Annotated in this window: 12 protein-coding genes; 3 read left to right on the top strand and 9 right to left on the bottom strand. The window is 52.6% G+C overall.

Annotation, left to right across the window (positions count from 1 at the left end; all coding sequences use genetic code 11):
* Positions 1-34: 34 nt before the first annotated feature.
* From MKX98_RS07070 to MKX98_RS07050, 5 genes are all read right to left on the bottom strand, one after another.
* Complete coding sequence (locus MKX98_RS07070) at positions 35-2,971, bottom strand: family 10 glycosylhydrolase (RefSeq protein WP_339222280.1); 2,937 nt, start codon at positions 2,969-2,971, stop codon at positions 35-37.
* A 334-nt stretch (positions 2,972-3,305) separates the two neighbouring features.
* On the bottom strand, positions 3,306-4,301 hold the full coding sequence (locus MKX98_RS07065; protein ID WP_220686281.1) for a Gfo/Idh/MocA family oxidoreductase: 996 nt from the start codon (positions 4,299-4,301) through the stop codon (positions 3,306-3,308).
* A 38-nt stretch (positions 4,302-4,339) separates the two neighbouring features.
* Entirely contained in the window at positions 4,340-4,666 is a 327-nt protein-coding gene (locus MKX98_RS07060) for an antibiotic biosynthesis monooxygenase (RefSeq protein WP_339222277.1), read from the bottom strand.
* A gap of 238 nt (positions 4,667-4,904) precedes the next feature.
* Positions 4,905-11,021, bottom strand: a complete 6,117-nt coding sequence (locus tag MKX98_RS07055; protein ID WP_339222275.1) for a phosphodiester glycosidase family protein — start codon at positions 11,019-11,021, stop codon at positions 4,905-4,907.
* Between the two features lie 469 nt (positions 11,022-11,490).
* A complete protein-coding gene (locus MKX98_RS07050; RefSeq protein ID WP_339222273.1) occupies positions 11,491-12,585 on the bottom strand; it encodes a CapA family protein in 1,095 nt (364 codons plus the stop codon).
* 332 nt (positions 12,586-12,917) lie between these two features.
* Here MKX98_RS07050 and MKX98_RS07045 point away from each other — a divergent pair, with 332 nt between their 5' ends.
* From MKX98_RS07045 to MKX98_RS07035, 3 genes are read left to right on the top strand one after another with little or no spacing between them, the layout of a single operon-like run.
* Entirely contained in the window at positions 12,918-13,400 is a 483-nt protein-coding gene (locus MKX98_RS07045; protein WP_339222271.1) for an Lrp/AsnC family transcriptional regulator, read from the top strand.
* Positions 13,401-13,453: 53 nt separating this feature from the next.
* Positions 13,454-14,023, top strand: coding sequence for a chromate transporter (locus MKX98_RS07040; protein ID WP_194541308.1), 570 nt, complete (start codon positions 13,454-13,456; stop codon positions 14,021-14,023).
* Positions 14,023-14,565: a chromate transporter gene (locus tag MKX98_RS07035; protein WP_194541307.1), complete on the top strand. Its 543-nt coding sequence runs from the start codon at positions 14,023-14,025 to the stop codon at positions 14,563-14,565. Before MKX98_RS07040 ends, MKX98_RS07035 begins: the two co-directional genes overlap by 1 nt.
* A gap of 613 nt (positions 14,566-15,178) precedes the next feature.
* On the opposite strand, the gene MKX98_RS07030 is transcribed toward MKX98_RS07035, so the two are convergent.
* The 4 genes from MKX98_RS07030 to MKX98_RS07015 form a co-directional block, all read right to left on the bottom strand.
* Entirely contained in the window at positions 15,179-15,550 is a 372-nt protein-coding gene (locus MKX98_RS07030) for a Rieske (2Fe-2S) protein (protein WP_220687502.1), read from the bottom strand.
* 674 nt (positions 15,551-16,224) lie between these two features.
* Entirely contained in the window at positions 16,225-17,280 is a 1,056-nt protein-coding gene (locus tag MKX98_RS07025; RefSeq protein WP_220686284.1) for an amidohydrolase family protein, read from the bottom strand.
* Between the two features lie 28 nt (positions 17,281-17,308).
* On the bottom strand, positions 17,309-18,859 hold the full coding sequence (locus tag MKX98_RS07020; RefSeq protein WP_220686285.1) for an extracellular solute-binding protein: 1,551 nt from the start codon (positions 18,857-18,859) through the stop codon (positions 17,309-17,311).
* A 60-nt stretch (positions 18,860-18,919) separates the two neighbouring features.
* A complete protein-coding gene (locus tag MKX98_RS07015; protein WP_339222268.1) occupies positions 18,920-19,780 on the bottom strand; it encodes a carbohydrate ABC transporter permease in 861 nt (286 codons plus the stop codon).
* Between the last annotated feature and the right edge of the window lie 6 nt (positions 19,781-19,786).

The following is a 19,786-nucleotide window of genomic DNA, read 5'->3' as shown; positions in this document are numbered from 1 at the left end:
AGTAAACCAACCGTTAACCAGTAAGGATGTAAACTCACGGTTTGTTCGGTTTCCCCGGTGGGTTCACCGGAGGCTTTCCAGGCTTACCATGATGTTTCACTTTCACCGTGACCGGTTTGCTTGCGGCACTCTCGTTATGCAGACGATCGACAGCCGTCACAACATACGTGTAAGTTTGTCCCCCCGCTGCGGTATGATCAACAAAGAATTGCGTCTTATCGGCGGTTTTTCGGAGAGTTCCTAACAAATGCGACGGATCTTGAACACTGCCGGAGCCTCTGCCATCAAAACGATAGACCGCATAATACGTCTCGTCATCTGTCGACTTCCAGCTTAGCTTCACACCATCCTGCTCGTGATCAGCCTTGGGCTTCTTGGGCGCTGTCGGCGCTTCCGAATCGATCCAAGGCATCGCCGGAATCAATGCCGGATATCGATACAGATCGTTCTTCAGTCTGTCGGTAAATCCGAGCGCATTATCCTTAAACCATTTGGAACTGAAGTACATGCTGCCCCGGACTTCCTCAAAGTTGCGGTTGTAATGGATCTGGTTCGGCATCTCTTCGGGATTGGACCAATCGGCATTCGACCCGATTTTGTATACGGCTTGTCCGCTGTATAGATGAACATTCCTGCCGGACACAATCGCGCTCCACCAATCGATCAGCTTATCGTAAGCGGCAGCGGAATAACCGATATTCCAATAAATCTGAGGCGTGATATAATCGATCCACTCTTCTTCAACCCATTTCTTCGAGTCGGCATAGATGGCATTGTAACTCTCGAGACCATTGGTTTCAGAGCCGGTCGGATCGCTGGATTTATTTTTCCAGATACCAAACGGGCTGATGCCGAATTTCACGTAGCTCTTCTCGGCCTTGATAGCTTCGTTCACCTTCTGAATGAATTGATTGACGTTATTTCTTCTCCAGTCGCCCTTATTCGTAAAAGAGCCTTTGTACTGGTTAAAGGTGTCCGTATCCGGGAAATCCACGCCGGTTACGGGATACGGGTAGAAGTAATCGTCAAAATGCACGGCGTCGATGTCGTAATTCCGAACGACCTCCATAATCCCGTCGATGATAAACTGCTGTGCCTCCGGTATCCCCGGGTTGAAATACAGCTTGCCGCCATAAACTTCGACCCACTCCGGATGCTGCCTGGCCGGGTGGTCTGCCACAAGTTTGTTGACATCTCCTTGAAGACTGATGCGGTATGGATTAAACCAGGCATGAAACTCCATGTTCCGCTTGTGGACTTCCTCCAGCAGGAATGCCAGCGGATCGTACCCTGGATCCTTGCCCTGAACTCCCGTCAGCCATTCTGACCATGGCCCGTAGTTGGACGGGTAGAATGCATCCGCCGTCGGCTTGATCTGCATAATGACCGCGTTCATCCCCGCATCCTCCAGCTGATCAAGCAGGCTGATAAACTGCTGTTTCTGCTGATCCGGATCGGTGACTCCTTTGGCGGGCCAGTCAATATTGTCGACGGTTGCAATCCAGGCGGCTCTCATCTCGGTTTTCGGATGCTCGGCGGCTTTATTCACCGTAATGTAGAGTGAGCTGGTCTTTCCTTGGAATGTGGCTGTTACTCTAGCGGAACCTATTTTCAAGCCGGATACCACTCCTTTATCGTCGACAGCGGCTACACTCGGATTACTGCTGGTAAACGTAACACCTTCCGTTATGATCACCGGCTCCTCCATCCAGGAGTAGGTTGCGGACACCGCCGTCTCGAAGGAGTCTCCAACCGTAACCGCTGTAAGACCTTGAAGTTCGATGCTCTGCAGAACCGGAACCGGGTCCGTCACCGTAATGGCATGCTGTGCGGTTACTCCGCGGTACATTGCTGTAATGCCTGCCGTTCCCGCAGAAACTGCGGTCAATTGACCAGCTTGATCTACCGATACAACGCCCGGTTGATCGCTTGCATAACTAATTCCTTCAGTCAGCCATACAGGATCCGTCTGGTTTCCGTAGACGGAGTAAACCACGCTGGTTCTCATTTTTCCGGTAAGACTGGTCTCCATATGCAGCGGCCCGGATAACAGCAATTCTCCAGGGGCTGGCACATCCTGCGTAATATGAAGCTCATACTGAGATTTTGGCGCATCTCCGTATTCAGCCGTTATGGTTACCGTTCCCGGCGCCATTGCTTCAATGGTGTCGTATGTAGCGCCTGTCACCGTAGCGATGTTGTCGTCACTGCTGGTGAGTTTCACGCCGGTTGTTAATAATGCAGGTTCCGTTTGTCCTTCATAGGTTGCATATACTTGGGGTTTCACCGTTTCTCCAACGCCCATGGGCGTCAGCCCGCCAATGTCGAGCCCGTACACCTGGGAACCCGTATAGAATGCGGACAGCCTGTCGAAGTATACGGTGCCTTTGTTTTTATTCGTATCTTTTAATTCGGTGATATAGATTTGATTCACTTTGAGAGGAGCCTTGATGGTAGAGGGAACGTTAAATTTGACGTATTTCCATCCCTTCCAGCTAAAACCGGAGGTAGACGTTAAATCCACGGCATGCTTGCCGCCGGAGGAATCCTGAAGCTGGGCCCGGAGCCAATGGTTCCCGCCATCGCCGTAAACCCATAAACCGAGGGCAGTCGGTGAACCGGGGACGCTTCTGCCGGTAGAACCGTCCGGGTCTTTGAAGTTGAGATATGCTGCCGAGGTGCCGGATTCGCTGCCCACAAAATCATAAGTTAGAGCTGCAGCGTGATGTCCGTAATAGATTGGCTCCGGCCTCCCCACTACATCCAGCTGGGCCTTTCCCCTTGCGGAGGATGCAAACAAATTTGTTACCGATTCAAAATCTTCCATAACGACCGCCCCTGGTACTCCGGTGCTTGCGTACTCATCAACGGAATTACCCCAAGCAGAAACAGCCGAGCTGAACATCACGGCTAACGCCAGCGTCACGGATAGGATCGACTTACTTCGATAGACACGCCTTTTGATTATCATTCACGAATTCACTCCCTTTAGTATGAGTGCTTGCTATCCAAACTGAAGTCCAATTCCAAGCGAAATCGGCTGCAGCTCACCTCCTGTCGATCTGCTGGAGTAGATGTTCGTGATGGTCTGTACATACATGTTCATCTCTATCTCTATCATATTGAAATTTTATTTCAAATTTCAATAGTTTTAATAAAATATAATTTTATAAATCAGGCAGGAATTTAAGCTGCCCATGCCGTAGCAAACACAAAAAAGAAGCCAACACGGGACAATCCCCCGTATCGGCTTCATAATTCATTCAGTTCACGTATTCAAAAAGTCCGATAATTAGCGTCACGGCTTAACCTTCCGAAGGATACTTCAGGCCCCACTGCCCCCGGATCTGATCCAGCAGCCTCATAATCGCAAGCGACTCATCAAGCGGCATCACGTCGCTCTCCAGCCGCCCTTCCAGCAGACACTGCCCCACTTCGTAAGCCTCGAAGCTATACCCTTTTTCCTGACGATCATCCGTAACAACCACCGGTTCCTCGCCATCAACATGAAGCGAAGCGGATGTTGCATTCAGGAAGGACGGAATGTGAATATACCCGTTTGTACCATAAATATAAGCTTCATTCGTCAATCCTAGGCGGATCGCCCCGTTTAATGAAGCGGTCTTCCCGGATTCATAAGATAGAATAACCGAGAACTGCTCATCGACGCCCGTTTCGCCGATATGCGCGGTACTCCATATCTTCTCCGGCTCGGTTCCGAAAATCATGGATGCAAACGATACCGGATAAATACCCGCATCCAGCAGCGCGCCGCCGCCAAGCTCCAAATTCAGCAAACGGCCCTGCGGATTCCAGCCGCTCCGAAAACCAAAATCGGCCTTCACGAGCCGAACGTCGCCGATAAGTCCATCGTTCAGCCATTCGCGCACCTGCCGGATCGGCGTAAGGAAACGCGTCCACATGGCCTCCATCAGGAACAGCTTCTGCTCCCGTGCAGCCGCCACTAATTCCTCCAGTTCATCCCCGTTAATCGTAAAGGGTTTCTCGCACAGGACGGCTTTGCCGGCCTGAAGACACATTAAGGCATGATCCCGGTGCAGCGGATGCGGAGTCGCTATGTACACAACGTCAATATCGGGATCCTTCACGAGTTCCTCGTAACTGCCATAAGCCCGCGGTATATCATATTTGGACGCAAACTCACCTGCACTGCTCGCCGTACGTGAGCCTACGGCCACAAACTGAGCGTTCTCCACATACGCCAGATCGGCTGCAAACTGCTCCGCAATCCAGCCTGTCCCCATAATTCCCCATCTGATCTTGCCCGGATTCTGCATCATCATTATTCCTCCCCATCCTCTTCCTTGATTGGCCTTGCCTAAAGCTTGTAGAAGCTATCCCTCTCCACCTTGCAAATTCGCAAGCCAAAGCTTTCATACCACTCGTTCTTGCCCCGTTCCTGTGCTACCTGATGTGCGGCATTTTCCTTCCATAAACGAATGGCCTCCAGGGAATCCCAGTACGATACCGTGATCCCGAGACCCTCATCCCGAGCAGACTCCACCCCCAAATAGCCGGGCTGCTGCGCTGCGAGCTCTGCCATTTTATCGGCCATCGCCCCATAACCCCGGTCACCCTCTGTACGCTTGGACACAAAAATGCAGGCATAATACGGCGGCTTCGGCGTGTTCGCGTATTCCGTCATCCTCTTCCCCTCTTCCCCTCTTCCCGGTTACCAGATTAGCCATTACTCCGATTTACATTCACTCATTGACCATGTAATCATTATATCGGAACTTCCGCCATTCTTTAACCTGTAAGAAAAATGTCTTTCGACGTATATGCCATGAAGGTAGACCGCGGTTAGTCTAAAAAAAGAAACCGCCTCTCTTCCACTGTGATGGTCTACAGGAGAAGAGAAGCGGTATTCTGCCTTCTAGAATTTACTTCAGCTTATTCAGCAGATTATAAATGACCTGCGCGCTTTCCGCACGCGTGGTCAGGCCATCCGGTTCAAAGCGGCTCGGCGTATGGCCCTGAACAAAACCGAGGGCATGCGCGGTTTCTACCGCTTCCCGAACCCAGTCCGGGGACTCGGCGAGATCGGTAAATCCGCTTCCCGCGCTGATGCTCTCCTGCTGCAGTTTCATCGCGTGGGCATAAGCACGCACCAGCATCGCCGCCATTTCCTGGCGCTTGATCGGTGCGTCGGGCGTAAAGCTGTCTTTGCCGGTTCCGTTCACGATGCCGGACTGGGCAGCTGCTGACACGGCCTTGGCGTACCATTTGCTTGAATCCACATCGGCAAACGGTGCAGGTCCTTCTGCCTTAAGATCCAGCAGACGAACCAGCATCGCGGCAAATTCAGCCCGGGTCACTTGCTGGGCCGGTGCGAAGCGGTCCGCGCTGACGCCTTCGATAAGCTGCTTCGCAGCCAAATCGCCGATAACTTCCGCAGCCCAGAACGAAGATGGAACATCCGCAAAAGTTTTCTCGTAATCCAGCAAACCATAAGCGCTGAAATGGCGGATTCCCGCGGCCATGCGGCCGTCTTTGTTTACACCGCCGATATACTCCAGCTCTCCGCTGCCGGATAAATAGTACATGGAGATTCTTTTGCCATTAACATCTGAAGTTAACGGCAGTTCTAACATGATCGGATGATCGAATTCCGTTAAGCTGTGAACTTTGCCATCCGCTGTCGTTAATTGAAGCTGGAACTCCAGCATGGCTCCGGCTGCTGTCAGCTTAGCGCCGGAGACGCGGGCAGCTTGCGTGATTCGCTCCTTCATCTCCGCATCCGATAACGTGGAGGCACTCAGTTTTATCGCGCCATTCTCAAGCTGCCCAGCATTTGCAAGACCGCCCAGCTGACGAAGCACTTCGGCAGGTATCGTTAGGGACAAATTCTTCGCTTCGAGACGGATTGAACCATCCTTGAGTATGTCTGCTGCATTCCCTGGCAGCGTGATATCCGTAAAGTTTCCGTCCACCGACAAGATCACTTGCCCGTTCGACAGTTTAGCTGCAAGCTCGCTGGCCGATAGGGTGATGCTGCCTGACGGTGGTCTAACAGGCGGCGTTACCGGCGGTGTTACCGGCGGCGTTACTGGAGGCGTAACCGGTGGTGTTACCGGCGGCTGCACGGGCGGGTCTACCGGCGGCTCCGGTCCCGGATCAGGATTCCCCCCGCCACGGGCGACTACTCTCAAAGCGTACTCCGATTTGAATCCTTCGTAGGTTGCCGAAATAACGGTCGCCCCTACCGCCAAAGCCCGTACCGAGCCCTGTTCATCAATGGAAGCTACGTCCGTCTTACTGCTCGCATAGGTAATGCCTTCGATTAAACGGATACGGCTGCCGTCGGTATATACCGCCTCTGTTACCGTCTGGTCGGCATCCCCGACCTTCAGCTCGGATTTGCCGCTTAAGAGGATCGATTCGATGCTGCCGTTCGGAATTCGGTCCACCGTAATCTTCACGTCTGTGTAGACGTCCGGTGCAACCGTGCTGATCGCTCTTACCACCGCGCTGCCCAGACCTTGAGCTGTCACGATGCCGTCTGCGGATACGCTGACGACGTCATTCGACGGTTCGGAATGGTAGACGGACCACACAACGGTTCGTTCCGCACCGCTCGGCTTCACATCAGCCAGTAACTTTTGGCTCTCGCCTACAGCTAGCGTCAGCTGGTTTGGAGTTACTTCAATCCGCTGCGGCTCCGGCTTCGTTTCCGATTTCGTCAGCGTAAACTCGTCCACGACGCGTCCGCCAACCGTTTTGGTTACGAAATGAAGCTCGTCTCCTTTCACTTCCACGGAGGCATACATTTGAGTCTTCTCTTCGTCGACCACCTCATGCCAGCCCCGCTCCGTGTGGGAGTAGAATTTAGGGCCTGACGATCCCGCCACGACGTAGGTCGTGCCCTTCCCTTCCGCGGCAATCTGGTTGTTCATCATCGGGTAGGAACGAATATAAATATGATCATGTCCGTTTAACACGAGATCCACGCCGAATTCCTCTAGTACCGGCGCCCACAGGCTGCGTACCTCGGCGGAATCGTAGATGCTGCCGTAAGGCCCGCGGTGGAACATCGCGATGGTCCATTCCTTAGTATTGTTAGCCAGATCCTGCTGAAGCCACTTCTTCTGATCCTCCAGCTGATACTCGCTGTTCAGCATAATGAAATGAACATCCTTGTAATCAAAAGAGAAGTTGGTTCCCTTCAGGCTGTCCAAGCCATTGCCCGGCTGGTTAAAGTGAGCCAGGAAATCCCCGTTCTCCTTATTCCCCATCACTTCATGGTTGCCGATGGCCGACACTAACGTTGTATTCAGGAAATGCTTCTGGGCTTCATCGAACCAATAGTTCCACTGCTCCTCCAGGAAGCCCTTGTCCACCATATCCCCGGCATGGACCATGAATTCGGCGTCCGGATGCTCTGCTGCGGCCTTATCGATCGTATTCCCCCACAGCTCAAACTCTTTGGCGGTGGAGGCCTGGGAATCCGCAAAATACAGGAATTTCGTTGTGTCTCCCGCAAGATCTGTCGTTTTAAACGAGCCTTGGGCACTGTAATGGCCTTGGCCATCACCCACACGGTACACATATTCTGTGCCCGGCTCAAGGCCAGACGCCGTCGCTTTATGGACGCGGACCGTGCCGAGATCCAAAGTATGGTACAGCTCGCTGGCACCATTGAACTTCTGGACGTTCGGCGCATCGAAATCCGTAAATTCGGACCGCTTGGCCAATTCCACGACAGTCCCATCCGTCGCCGGGTCCGTATGCCAGTTCAGCATCCGCGACGTGGTTGGATCTTCGCCCATGCCCACGCTGATGTTAAACGGAGTAGGACTTCCAGCCAGCGGCGAAACCTTAAACTCCAAGGCCGGACTATATTGATTGTTCTTCACGGCCTGCACGGTATACGTCTTGACCTGGGACGTCAGTGCCCCGGTCTTCAGGATACCCGCCGCATCCGTTGTGCCTATCGCTGCCGCGTCAGCCATGATCTGGACGCCTTCCACAGGCTGACCATGGGCATCGGTCACTTCGAACACCGTTTCGTATCCCTCTACGATACCATCCTTATTCCAGCTCAGCGCATAATGCGCTGCGATCTGCGATTCGATCGGAAGGCCATAGAACGAAAATTCGGTATTGCCCGTATCGGTGAAGGATACCGCTCCGGACGTGAGCGCTATGATACTGCTGCCGGCTGCGTTCTTTTTCACGTCATACCGGATCTGGCCGATCCAATCCGTATCCTGCAACGATGCGGTATGGATGTCCTTCCAAGTCACTCTTACCTTTCCTGTTGTACCCTCGATGCTTGCGCTAACCTGGGATGCACTCAGCTTGTCCCCTGGTATGAGCTCCAAATTCTCCACTTTGGTGGGATCGAATTGGAAATCGACATGGCCGCTGCGAATTTGGGATGTCTTCACACCGCCGATATCCAGCGTGTAACTGCCGCCAACATAGATCGTATCCGGCGTATCGTACACCACCTTGGCTGAGCCGGTATTTACGATGAAGTTCCATTCCTTGGTCGTTTGGTTGCCCGACAGATCTCGGACGGTGACTTTTGCTTGATGAACGCCATCGGCGAGCGGAACGCTCGGCGTGTAATGGATTCTTCCTTCCGGCGGATACAGGGTATGCTGCACCAGACTTCCATCCAGATAGAATCGGATTTTGTCCGGATCAATCAGCGTCGTTCCCGGGTGTGCGACAGGATCATAGCCTGCATCCTCGGCATACACGGTAATGGTCGGCGTGTTCTCTGTAATCTCCGCACCGTCAGCCGGCGAGAATCTCTTCAGAACCGGTGGATCGATATCGTCATTGGCCGGACCGTACAATGCGCGAATTTCGTCCACGTAGATGGCACCGGCGTCTTTTTTCGCGTTATTTGTTTCCATATATCGTACAGGTGCGTCCATCATCAGCGGAAGGGTTCTTCCTTTGGGTACGGACGCCTCGAGATACTTCCATCCCTTGAAGTCGACGCCGGTTGTCTGATCGGTAAAATCGAGCCCGATTGTGCCTTTGCTGTCACGCAGTTGGGCACGAAGCCAGTGCGTGTTGCCATCCCCGTACACCCACATGCTGATTTTCTCCGGATAGCCCGGAATTTCGATATAGTCCGCGGCGCCTGTCGTCTCGAGATAAGCGCCGGAGGTGCCTGTCGTTCCGGTAAAATCGTACTCCAGCTTCAATGCGCCATTCCCGGAACGAATATAGGTCTCATCGGTTTCAATGGATACCTTGGTCGACTTGAACCGTGCACCGGCGCTTGGTTTGTATCGGCTAAGACCGTTCTCGAAATCCTCGAGCATGACCGGCGGAAGACCGACGTTCACTTCGATTGAGGTCTCGATTTGACCGTACTTCACGAAGATTTTGCCGCTGACGTCCTGCTTGTCCGTAGCGGTAAACGTCCCGTTGCCGTCAATCGTCCCGATATCGCCTTCAGAACGCCACTCTAAACGGCTATTGTCGGCCTGTACCACTTGACCATTGCGAAGCGCCGTGACCTTGAGCGTCTCGGTCGAGCCGGAAGAGAATGTCTTCACCGCGTCCGAGAACTTGAGCTCGTTCAGCTCATCAACAACTTCCAATGCGGCTTTTCCCGTCAGATTACCGGATTGTACGGATACCTCGGTCAATCCAGGTTGGTTGCCTGCCTTAAACGTCCCGGTGGCGTCGATTGTCCCATAGGCTGGGTCAACGCTCCAAACCGCGGCCTCCGTCATATTCGCCGGATGCAGATTCTGATCCACGGCCGCCGTTTTGAAGGTAGCGGATGAACCAGTCAGCACTCTTTCCAGCGTCGGTGCAACGACAAGTTTATTCGCTGCTCCTTCTGGCGCCTTGTTCACCAGTAAAATGCCGTTGGCCGTTTTGCGTTCCCCGCCGTCCGACGGCGAGTTGAGCACTTTGCGCTCCGTTTCTCCCGGCAGGCGGGCAACGAAGGTGGCCGAACCGCCTCCGTCCAGGTTCAGTGCGTTCACTACGCCAAGCTCCTGCAGCATTTCGCCAAGCTCGATGTAGGTAAGCCCTTCACTGAACCCCGGCTGGCGGCCATCAACCTCGAACAGCACAACGGAGCCGTCCGCTTTGCTGCCCACCACCGTTCTCGGGTGTACAGCCGGATCGGTATGCTGCTGCACGACGCCATCCTTGACCAGCATCACGGTACCGCCAATCGCCATCGTGACGTCCCGCCATTCGTTATCCAGCTGAAAACTCGCCGTCACTTCATCCCCTGCCTTCAACCCGGCAAGCTTGTTCCGCTGCGAGCCCGAAGCGGACAGAACCACTTGACCTTGGCCAATCGGCGAGTTCCCCTGGTCCTTAAGAACGGAAGCCACCTTCATCGTCAAGGTCTCCCCGCTGGCGACCCTGCCGCTCACGATATCCAGAATGACCTCGTCGCCAAGATTATTGGTCATCGTGGTGGCATTGAATTTTTCGGTATAAAGGACAAGTGCGTCCGTCCCTCTTAGACGGTTGATAGAGGACAGGCTGCTGACCGTTCCGCCTATCGTCACGTTTTTCGTTAATTTCGGACTGCCGTACAGGCTCGTTCCGTCCTGCTTAATGCCAAAGGCGTTCCGGCCGCTGGGCGGATCCGTCAACAGCTCCCCGTCCCCCATGAACAATCCGAGCGGAATGCCGGTGGACATATCATAGAAATCTCCGTTTACCGCCGCGATGACGCGATTGCCTGCCTTGTCGGCATCGGACGCCATTTTGCTGACTCCCTGCATGCCGTATACCTTGCCGTCCGTGAGACCAGGCTGAAGCTCCAGATTCCCCTGCGATGGGTTGAACTCCACCATGTGGACCTTCTGCTCGCCGCTGCCCTTTTGCATATTCGCCCACGTATATGTAGCCCCCGGCCCGATCTCCATCTGCCGCATATCCATAATCGATGACGCGGCGGCAGCTGGATCCGCGGCAGCAGCTTGTCCTGCGGGAAACAGCAGCGATAGAAACATCACTCCGCTGAGCAGCGATGATATTCTCTTTTTGCTCCTTAACATGTACATGAATTCCTCCTTCTCTCTGCTTGGACTCTGGTTCCTCTCGGTTGTAAGTCCGCTCATGAACGAAAGACCTACTCGGGAGTATAACGCTGGCTTGTTAAATCCACCTCCAATCTGTGTTAAGACGAAGTTAACTCTGCCGCTATCGGCTTTACATTCAGTAATTAGCTGGAAGGGCTGCAAAAAAGTATGCTGCCGATCCGTAATTACCGCTCGGGCGACCGAAATTAACTCGTCTTCTCTCTCTTCATCATATTGAAATTTTATTTCAATTTACAATATATTTTGTAAAATTTTATTTTATTTTTTCGGCAGGAATTTCCGGTCGGATGACGTAAGCGGAGCTTTTGTCGAATACGGGGAATAAAAACAAACGCCTTTCTGCCAGGTTCCGACTTATTTTTAAGGTGAACTTAACAGCACACAAAAAACAACCGCAGCATATAGCCGCCGTTGTTTTCAACATTCCCTATTATTTTTTGCTGACGTTGCCGTTGGCATCAATCTTTGCATTGTAGGAGAGTTTGTTCAGTTTCGCGATGATCTCTTTGTTGTACTTCTTGTCCATCAGATTCGGTTGGCCTTGAATAATCTTCACCGGCGTAACCCGGCTCGTGATCTTGGAGCCCTGAATCTCAACATGCACCATCATCGACAGCAAGGTTTTATCCCCGCCCCGAGTCGAGCGGTTGAACACGAAGTTCCCGAGCGAATAATAAATCGGCTTGTTCTTGTAATATTCGATGCCCATCAACGTATGGCTGTGCGATCCGATAATGATGTCGGCACCGGCGTCGATCAACTTCTTCGCCATCGTGCGCGCATATTCTTCCGGATAGTCAGCGAATTCCTCGTTCCAGTGGATGTACACGATTGTGTAATCATTTGTTTTTGCCGATTTCTTGATATGGCTCAGCATCGGCTCCATCGTGTAAGCGGAAGCAGCGCCCGGATGGTTCTTGCCCGCGATCCAGGAATTGTCTGACAGCACCCGGCTGACGCCCAGCACCGCAATTTTCTTTCCGTCAATGCTCTTCACGTAAGGCTGGAAGGCCTCGTCAATATTTCGCCCCGCTCCGGTATATCCGATCTTCTGGCGCTTCAGATGGGTAATCGTGTCCAGCATGGCCTGCTGGCCATAGTCCAGGATGTGGTTGTTCGCCAGCGTTACGCCGTCGATTCCCGCGTATACCAAGCCCTTGAGCGTGTCCGGCTTCGAACGGAAGGCAAAGGTTTTATCCGCAGCCTTGCCGCGAATGGAGACCGGCGTCTCCAGGTTGGCAAATGCCATATCCGCCTCTTTCAAGATGGGGGCCACCTTCTTAAACGGGTATAGGTTCCCGAATCTATCAATCTGGTTCCCCACGTATCCGTCTAACAGAATATCACCTACAAAAACAAGATCTATCGGTTTACTCTTCGACTTGGCCTGGATGGTTGTGCCCGCTTTATCATTAGTCTCCTGGACCTTGCTCTGAGTCTCTTTACCATCCGTGCCTGCCGCCGAGACCATACTCGCCGGAATGAGCATAACAATAACCAGAATGAGGTAAAATAATCTCTTCATATACATGCCGCCTTTCCAAATAAGAACTTCTAAGAAGCTAGTCATTTACCATGTTTATCCTATCATAATTTGATAGAAAAGGGTATTTATATCAAACGAACCATTTAATAGAATCCAGCCTGGATGCTAACCAGTCAGCTCTTTCAGCACTACCCATAGCCTTAGACTTGAAATGCCGAGAAAAAGTTTCAATATTCGCAAATTATATTGAAAACATCGTAATTTGCTTATATATTTAAACGTATCGTAAGTGTACATTGAATATTAATTACGTTTTGTAATAATTACATGAGGAAATTCTACATATAAGTAAACAAAAGGAGCTGCAACCCATGAATATTCACGCTGCCGGCGAGAACTCATCTCTCATGATTGATGATACGGACCGCAAAATCATTGCGATCCTCGGCAAGAACGGGCGAATCTCGTACACGGATTTGGCCAAGGAGATCGGATTGTCCCGCGTTGCCGTACAGGCCAGGGTCAATGCGCTGCTCGATGAAGGCGTCATTGAGCGCTTCGCGGCCGTCATTAATCCGGAGAAAGTGGGAATTTCGGTGTCCGCTTTTTTTAATGTGGAGGTGGAGCCCAAATATTTGCAGCAGGTGGCGGATACTTTGGAGAACGAGCCGTATGTAACAAGCCTGTATCATATGACCGGTCCAAGTAAACTGCATATGCACGGACTTTTTACCAATCATAAGGAAATGGAAATGTTTTTAAATGAGAAGCTTTACCCGCTTCCGGGCATTACGAGTGTGGACACGCAGATCTTGATCAAGCGCTATAAAAGCCGAATGGGCATCCGACTCTAACTCTCTCGACAGAAAGGACTCATACCTTGCCTGATAAAACTAGCAACCCATACATGGAATTAATGTTCGGCATGTTCCGAACTGGCATACTCGGCTACGGCGGCGGACCTTCGGTTATTCCGTTGATCCGTCACGAGGCCGTCGTTCGTTACCACTGGCTCAGCGACGATGAATTCGGAGAGGTACTCGCGCTGGCCAACGCGCTCCCGGGCCCGATTGCCACGAAGATGGCCGCCTATCTCGGTTACCGGAAAAAAGGGGTGCCTGGTGCTATAGCTGCCGTTCTCGCGCATATCCTGCCAACCAGCATTGCGATGATCGCGCTGCTGTCGGCCGTGACATTCCTCAGCAGCTCCAAAGTGGTGGCGGGCATGATTGCCGGCGTTACGCCGGTCATTGCCGTCATGCTGGGCACGATGGCTTACGAATTCGGCGAGAAGGCTGTAAAGGGACTTGGCATTTACGCCGGGATCGGATTTTTCGTGGTGTCGTTTCTCCTGCTAGAGCGTTTCCAGCTCCATCCGGCCCTCGTCATTATGCTGTTCCTTGCTTATGGCACCGTGCATTTTAGAACCGTAGCCAAACTCAAAAAACAAAGACGGGATAAGGAGGGGTCCGCCTGATGGAAGAATGGCTGCAGCTGCTGGTCAGCTTTTTTGTCTCCAACGTTCTCGGGTATGGCGGCGGCCCTGCTTCGATCCCCCTCATGTATAAGGAAATCGTCACGAATCACGGCTGGCTGACCGACCCGGAATTCTCCAACATGCTTGCCCTTGGCAACGCGCTTCCCGGGCCGATCGCCACCAAAATTGCCGCTTTTGTCGGGTATGGCGTATCCGGCTGGATGGGCATGACTCTCGCCCTCGCGGCGACGGTCATCCCTTCCGCGGTAGCGCTCATCTGGCTGCTGAATTTGCTGCAGAAATACCGCACGTCGCCCGTGGTCAAAGGCATGACCCTGCTGGTCCAGCCGGTCATCGCCATCATGATGCTGACTCTGACCTGGCAGATCGGCCAAAGCTCCGTCATCTCCATCGGCCTCCTGCAATCCCTCGGCATCGCCGCCGTCGCTTTCTGGGCCATGAACATCCGCAAGATCCACCCGGCGCTGGTGATCCTGGCCGCGTTTGCTTACGGGGGCTTGGTGTTGTCGCAGGTGGTGTGAGGGTGGATTGAGTAACAACAGTAACCCGTTCTCTAAAATCGCCCTGACCAAAAGAGCGAGTATGAGGGACTCACTCCCACCATACTCGCTCTTTTTTTCAATTGAGAGCCATCCAAGCCGTCACCGGACTACGCGCCGTGCCTATGACCCCGCTTAGACGAACAGTACAATGAGCAGCAGTTCACTGTGAACCGGACGTCCAAAAATATGATCGCCATATGGTCGACAGCCATCCAAGCATGCCCCGAACCACGCATCGTGCGCACAGGGAGCAGTGCGCACGATGTACAAATATCATTCAATATGTCCCTAAGTCCTCTTGCTCTATGGTCGTGAGGACTTTCTAACGGACTCAGAATACCTTATTTTGTACAAAATAGCCCTTTGGGTAGCTTTAGCGGACACAGAGGATCTTATTTGCTGTTTTTATTGATATTGGCACCCGTAATTCGCACAATAACGGATCTGGAGTCCGATACATTGTAAATAATCGAGTTTTGATCTTAAATAACGGATCTAGGGTCCGTTAAAAGCTGACACAAGAAACTTGAGTCCCCATGGGTAGTACTGGTACCTTCAGCCCCATTAATTACATCCCATTAATTACACCTCTTCAACTCCCCGCCTGCTTCCTCCCCATCACCACCCCGATCTTGCCCTCATGGACCTCCACCTTATACTTCTTCACCCGGATGCGGTCGCTAAACAGCGACTTGCCGGTCTGCAGGTCGAACTCCCACCCATGCCAGGGACAGCGGACAATTTCGCCTGCCCGGCCGTATTCGTAGTCGTATACTTCCGAAGGAAGCGTCGTACCGGAGACCAGTCCTGCGCAGATTGGCGCCCCCTGATGCGGGCAGTAGTTCAGAATCGCATGGTACTCGCCGTTGACCCGATAGATGCCGATTTCGCGTCCCTCTATGTTCACGACCGCGTGCCAGCCCTCCGGAACGTCCTCCTCCGCCAGCACGTAATGTACCGCCATACATGCCACCTCCTTGCCTATGAGCCCAGCTTTGTAGGGTTTGGCTTTGAGTTTGCTTTGAGTTTGGCTTTGACTTTAGTTCAACTATTTTTTTGCCTTTGTTTTCGACCTTCTTCTTTCGCCTTTGGTTCAACTTTGTTTTGTGTTTTCGACCTTCTTCTTTCGCCTCTGGTTCAACTTTGTTTTTGTGTTTTCGACCTTCTTCTTTCGCCTTTGGTTCAACTTTGTTTTAGTGTTTTCGACCTTGTTCTTTCGCCATTGGTTCAACTTTGTTTTTGTGTTTTCGACCTTCTTCTTTCGCCTTTGGTTCAACTTTGTTTTTGTGTTTTCGACCTTCTTCTTTCGCCTCTGGTTCAACTTTGCTTTGAATTTAGTTCAACTTTGTTTTTGCCTTTTTCTTTTCGCCTTTGTTTTGCCCTTGTTTTCGACTTTCTCTCGCCTTTGGTTCATCTTTCGTTTTTCTCTGGCTCATCTTTCGTTTGCCTTTCGTTGGTCTTTGGCTCATCTTTGGCTCGTCTTTCGTTGGTCTTTGACCCGTCTGTGGTCTGACTTTGCTTTACCCATACCCCAGCTTCAATTGTTCAAGCAAGCTTTCATACGGACCGTTCATCCGTTCATCCATTTATCCATTTATCCATTTATCCATTCATCCATTAATCCATTCACTCATTCCCTCAATCCAACCTGTACAGCTGCTTCGCATTCTCGTAAAAAATCTTCCGCCTTGCCTCCGGCTTCAGCCCCCGTAAAATGTGGCTCGGCGAGTCGAAGTCCCAGTGCGGGTAGTCGCTGGAATAGAGCAGCATGTTCTCGGCATCAATCATGTTGAAGAGATCGATGAGGTGCTGCGGATTGTCCGGCTCCTCAATCGGCTGCGTCGATAAGTAGCAGTGATCCCGGATGTACTCGCTCGGCATTCTCGTCAGCCAGGGCACGGTTGCGCGCAGCGCCTTGTAGTTTTTGTCCAGCCGCCACATCAGGCCCGGCAGCCAGGCCACTCCGCCTTCAACCAGAACGACCTTGAGGTTCGGATACTTTACGAACACGCCCTCGCATACCATGCTCACCAGATGTGCCATGAACATCTGGGAGAGGCAGGTATGCCACTCAATGTAGCGGGTCGGGTAGCCGGCAGCGGTGGGAGCCGTCGAGCTCCCGCCGCCTTCCGCTCCCGGGTGGATCGCGACCGGAAGGCCGTTCCGCTCCGCCGCTTCGTAGATCGGGTGATAGTGGCGCTGACCCAGCGGCGACCTCGCCGCGCTGGAGATCATCACCTCCACGATATCCGGATGACCGCCGATCCGGTCGATCTCGCGTGCCGCCAGCAGCGGATCCTGGGTGGCTACCGCCATTGCGCCTTTGAATGCTTTATGTTTGCCGAGCCACTCGGCGATCAGATAATCGTTATATGCCGAGCATATCGCGGCCGCGTAATCCGGATCATGCGTGGAAGAGATATTGTAGACGACACCCGTCAGCACGGCATAATCCAGATTGTAGCCTTCGATCAGCTGCTTGATCATATAATCGGGATCGGAGCCGGCTTTGCCTCCACCCGGAGGGATCGAGTCTTTTTTCATCACGCCGATCGGCGAGTAGTACCCTGAGCCTGCATAACCGATGCCGGATGTCGCTACCCGGGAGCGCCAGGGCTCCTGCAGATATGGCAGAAGCGCCCTGTCGTCCTGTTCGTTATGAACGTCGACATCGATGATTTTCTTATCGTCCATTGCCTGATTCCTCCATTCCACTTGCGGATTACTTGCCGCCGTATGTGCGAGTATAGGCGGTGTTGTACATGGTAAGGAGTTCATCGGAGCCGAGTTTCTTGGCCTGGTCAATAAACTGCTGATAGGTGGTGTCGTTAATCGGGGTTTTACCGGTCACAAATTCCGTCACCTTCTGTTCAAGGAATTTGTTCAGATTGTTCAGCTTCGATTTCTCGAGCTCCAGCTCCTCTTCCGTCTTGACGATCTGTTTTGGTGCCGGGACAATATACTGCTCATACCTTGCATTGATATCCTTGCTCTTCTCGCTTAAGCCACGCTCCCAGACTTCTCGCGACTTGGCGTTATTCAACGTGATCAGGTCATACCATACGCCCCAGTCCTTGCGCAGCGCATTAAACGGAGATTCGCCGAACTCCTTGTTATATACCGCTTTGCCGTCCTCCATCGTATACGTTTTGCCTTCAATGCCTAAGGACAAATAATTCGTTCCCTCTTCGCTCACCAAATAATCGAGGAATTGGACGGCGCGCTCCTTATCCTTCACTTTGGCCGATATCGCTCGGCCGACGGTGCCAACGACCGGACGGGAGAACTGATAGTTCTTGATCCCTTCGGCGGCAAAGGAAGGAATCGCGTCCAGCTCATACTCCGCCGTACCGGCCCCACGCGCCTTCGCTACAAGCGACTCGAGATCAGCCTTCCAGAAAAAGGTCACCAAGGATTTGCCCGTCAGTATGCGCTCCTCCCACTGTGCTTGCGTCAGCAGCGAGAATTCCGGATCCAGCAATTTTTCCGCATACAGCTTATTCAGATACACCAGCATATCCTGATAATTCTCATGGTACGGCGCGAATGCGTATTGATCCGTGGTCGGATCCAGGTTGTAGAACCCGCTGATGCCGGTGAAGATACGTCCGAAGGTCGTATACAGCCCCGTATCACCAACGATGGCGTTCGAGATGAGCGGATAGGAATCCGGAACCTTCTCCTTCAATGTTTTCAGATACTGATAAAATTCATCCACCGTGGTCGGTGCCTGTATCCCATGCTGATCCATGATGTCCTTGCGGGCATACCAGATAAAGTTGAAGCCCTTGCCTTCCGCATCCCCTTCCAGGACAGGTACGGTGTACAGGCCCCCGTCCGTGCCCGTTGCCAGCGCCTTGGCCTCAGGATATTTTTCGTAAAAGGCTTTCAGGTTCGGTGCCCGGTCCAAGTAATCATTAAGGTTCAGGAACACCTTCTCCGGCCCGTGCTCCCGGCCGTCCTGCGTCGGCACCTGGATAAAATCCGTGGCCGTGTTCGTGGCAATCATGATCTGCCTTTTCTCCTCAAGTCCTTCCTGGCTTACGATTTGGAACTTCACACTGACGCCCGTCTTGGCCTCAATCTCTTTGAAAATCTCCCAGTCATCCCGAACCTTGCCCTCCACCCGGTCGTATACCAGCCATGAAAAAGTAACCGGTTTGTCAGGGCTTAATGTCCCTGAATCATCCTTGCCCCCGCCGGTGCATCCCGTAACCAGCATCGCGCAGAGCAGGATCATGGCAAGCGCTGTTCTGAACCCCTTTCGCCTCATTTCCTAACCTCCTTTTTTATCATCACAACGTATAGAAATGGATTAGCGTGGAATCCATAACTACCCCTTAATGCCGCCAATCATCGTGCCCTGTACAAAATATTTCTGGATAAACGGATAAACGCACAGAATCGGCAGCGTCCCGATCATGATCATGGCGTATTTCAACGTCTCCAGATGCGTCAGGTCCCCTTCGCCCTGAACATTCGTGCCGGCGATCAGGATGTTGCGCATCATGATTTGCAGCGGGTACATCTCCCGGTCATTCAGATAGATCAAAGCGCTGAAGAAGGAGTTCCATTGATTCACGGCCGTGAACAGGCCGATCGTGACCATCACGGGCACGGATAACGGCAGCACGATCCGTACCAGAATCTGCAGGGATCCGCACCCGTCGATGGCAGCCGCGTCCTCGAGCTCCTCCGGCAGCGCCTCGAAGAATGTCCGCATAATGAACAGATACCATGTGCTGATCAGGGAAGGGAGGACGATCGCCCAGATCGTGTCGAGCATCCCCAGCTTCTGAACGATCAGGAAGGTTGGAATCATGCCGCCGCTGAAGAGAAGCGTGAACGCCGCCATCAGCAGAATCACCCTCCGACCCGGCAGCCATCGCTTCGCAAGCGGGTAGGCCATCGCGGAGGTCGCAATCAGCGTCAGCACCGTATGGAGGAACGTATACCGGATCGTGTTCCAGTAACTCACCCAGAGATCGGGGTTATAGATGAGCTGCTCGTAGGCAATGAGCGTAATCTTTTTCGGCCACAGCAGCACCGCGCCGCTCGCAACCATGGCATTGTTGCTGATGGAAGCCGAGAAGACGTACACCATCGGGTAGGCCATCGCCATGATCAGCACAATCATGAACAAGACATTGAATACGTCAAACAGCTTCGAGGCGAAGCTTTCCTGTTTTTTCATCACGCA

Origin of the sequence: Paenibacillus sp. FSL W7-1332 (assembly GCF_037969785.1) — a bacterium.
GTDB lineage: Bacteria > Bacillota > Bacilli > Paenibacillales > Paenibacillaceae > Paenibacillus_AQ.
The sequence above is the reverse complement of the archived record's forward strand: the minus strand, read 5'-3'. Positions and strand labels throughout refer to the sequence as shown.

Coding starts and splice junctions, on each gene's coding strand:
- MKX98_RS07070 (WP_339222280.1), bottom strand. CDS start 2,971: ATGATAATCAAAAGGCGTGTCTATCGAAGTAAGTCGATCCTATCCGTG.
- MKX98_RS07065 (WP_220686281.1), bottom strand. CDS start 4,301: ATGATGCAGAATCCGGGCAAGATCAGATGGGGAATTATGGGGACAGGC.
- MKX98_RS07060 (WP_339222277.1), bottom strand. CDS start 4,666: ATGACGGAATACGCGAACACGCCGAAGCCGCCGTATTATGCCTGCATT.
- MKX98_RS07055 (WP_339222275.1), bottom strand. CDS start 11,021: ATGTACATGTTAAGGAGCAAAAAGAGAATATCATCGCTGCTCAGCGGA.
- MKX98_RS07050 (WP_339222273.1), bottom strand. CDS start 12,585: ATGAAGAGATTATTTTACCTCATTCTGGTTATTGTTATGCTCATTCCG.
- MKX98_RS07045 (WP_339222271.1), top strand. CDS start 12,918: ATGAATATTCACGCTGCCGGCGAGAACTCATCTCTCATGATTGATGAT.
- MKX98_RS07040 (WP_194541308.1), top strand. CDS start 13,454: ATGGAATTAATGTTCGGCATGTTCCGAACTGGCATACTCGGCTACGGC.
- MKX98_RS07035 (WP_194541307.1), top strand. CDS start 14,023: ATGGAAGAATGGCTGCAGCTGCTGGTCAGCTTTTTTGTCTCCAACGTT.
- MKX98_RS07030 (WP_220687502.1), bottom strand. CDS start 15,550: ATGGCGGTACATTACGTGCTGGCGGAGGAGGACGTTCCGGAGGGCTGG.
- MKX98_RS07025 (WP_220686284.1), bottom strand. CDS start 17,280: ATGGACGATAAGAAAATCATCGATGTCGACGTTCATAACGAACAGGAC.
- MKX98_RS07020 (WP_220686285.1), bottom strand. CDS start 18,859: ATGAGGCGAAAGGGGTTCAGAACAGCGCTTGCCATGATCCTGCTCTGC.
- MKX98_RS07015 (WP_339222268.1), bottom strand. CDS start 19,780: ATGAAAAAACAGGAAAGCTTCGCCTCGAAGCTGTTTGACGTATTCAAT.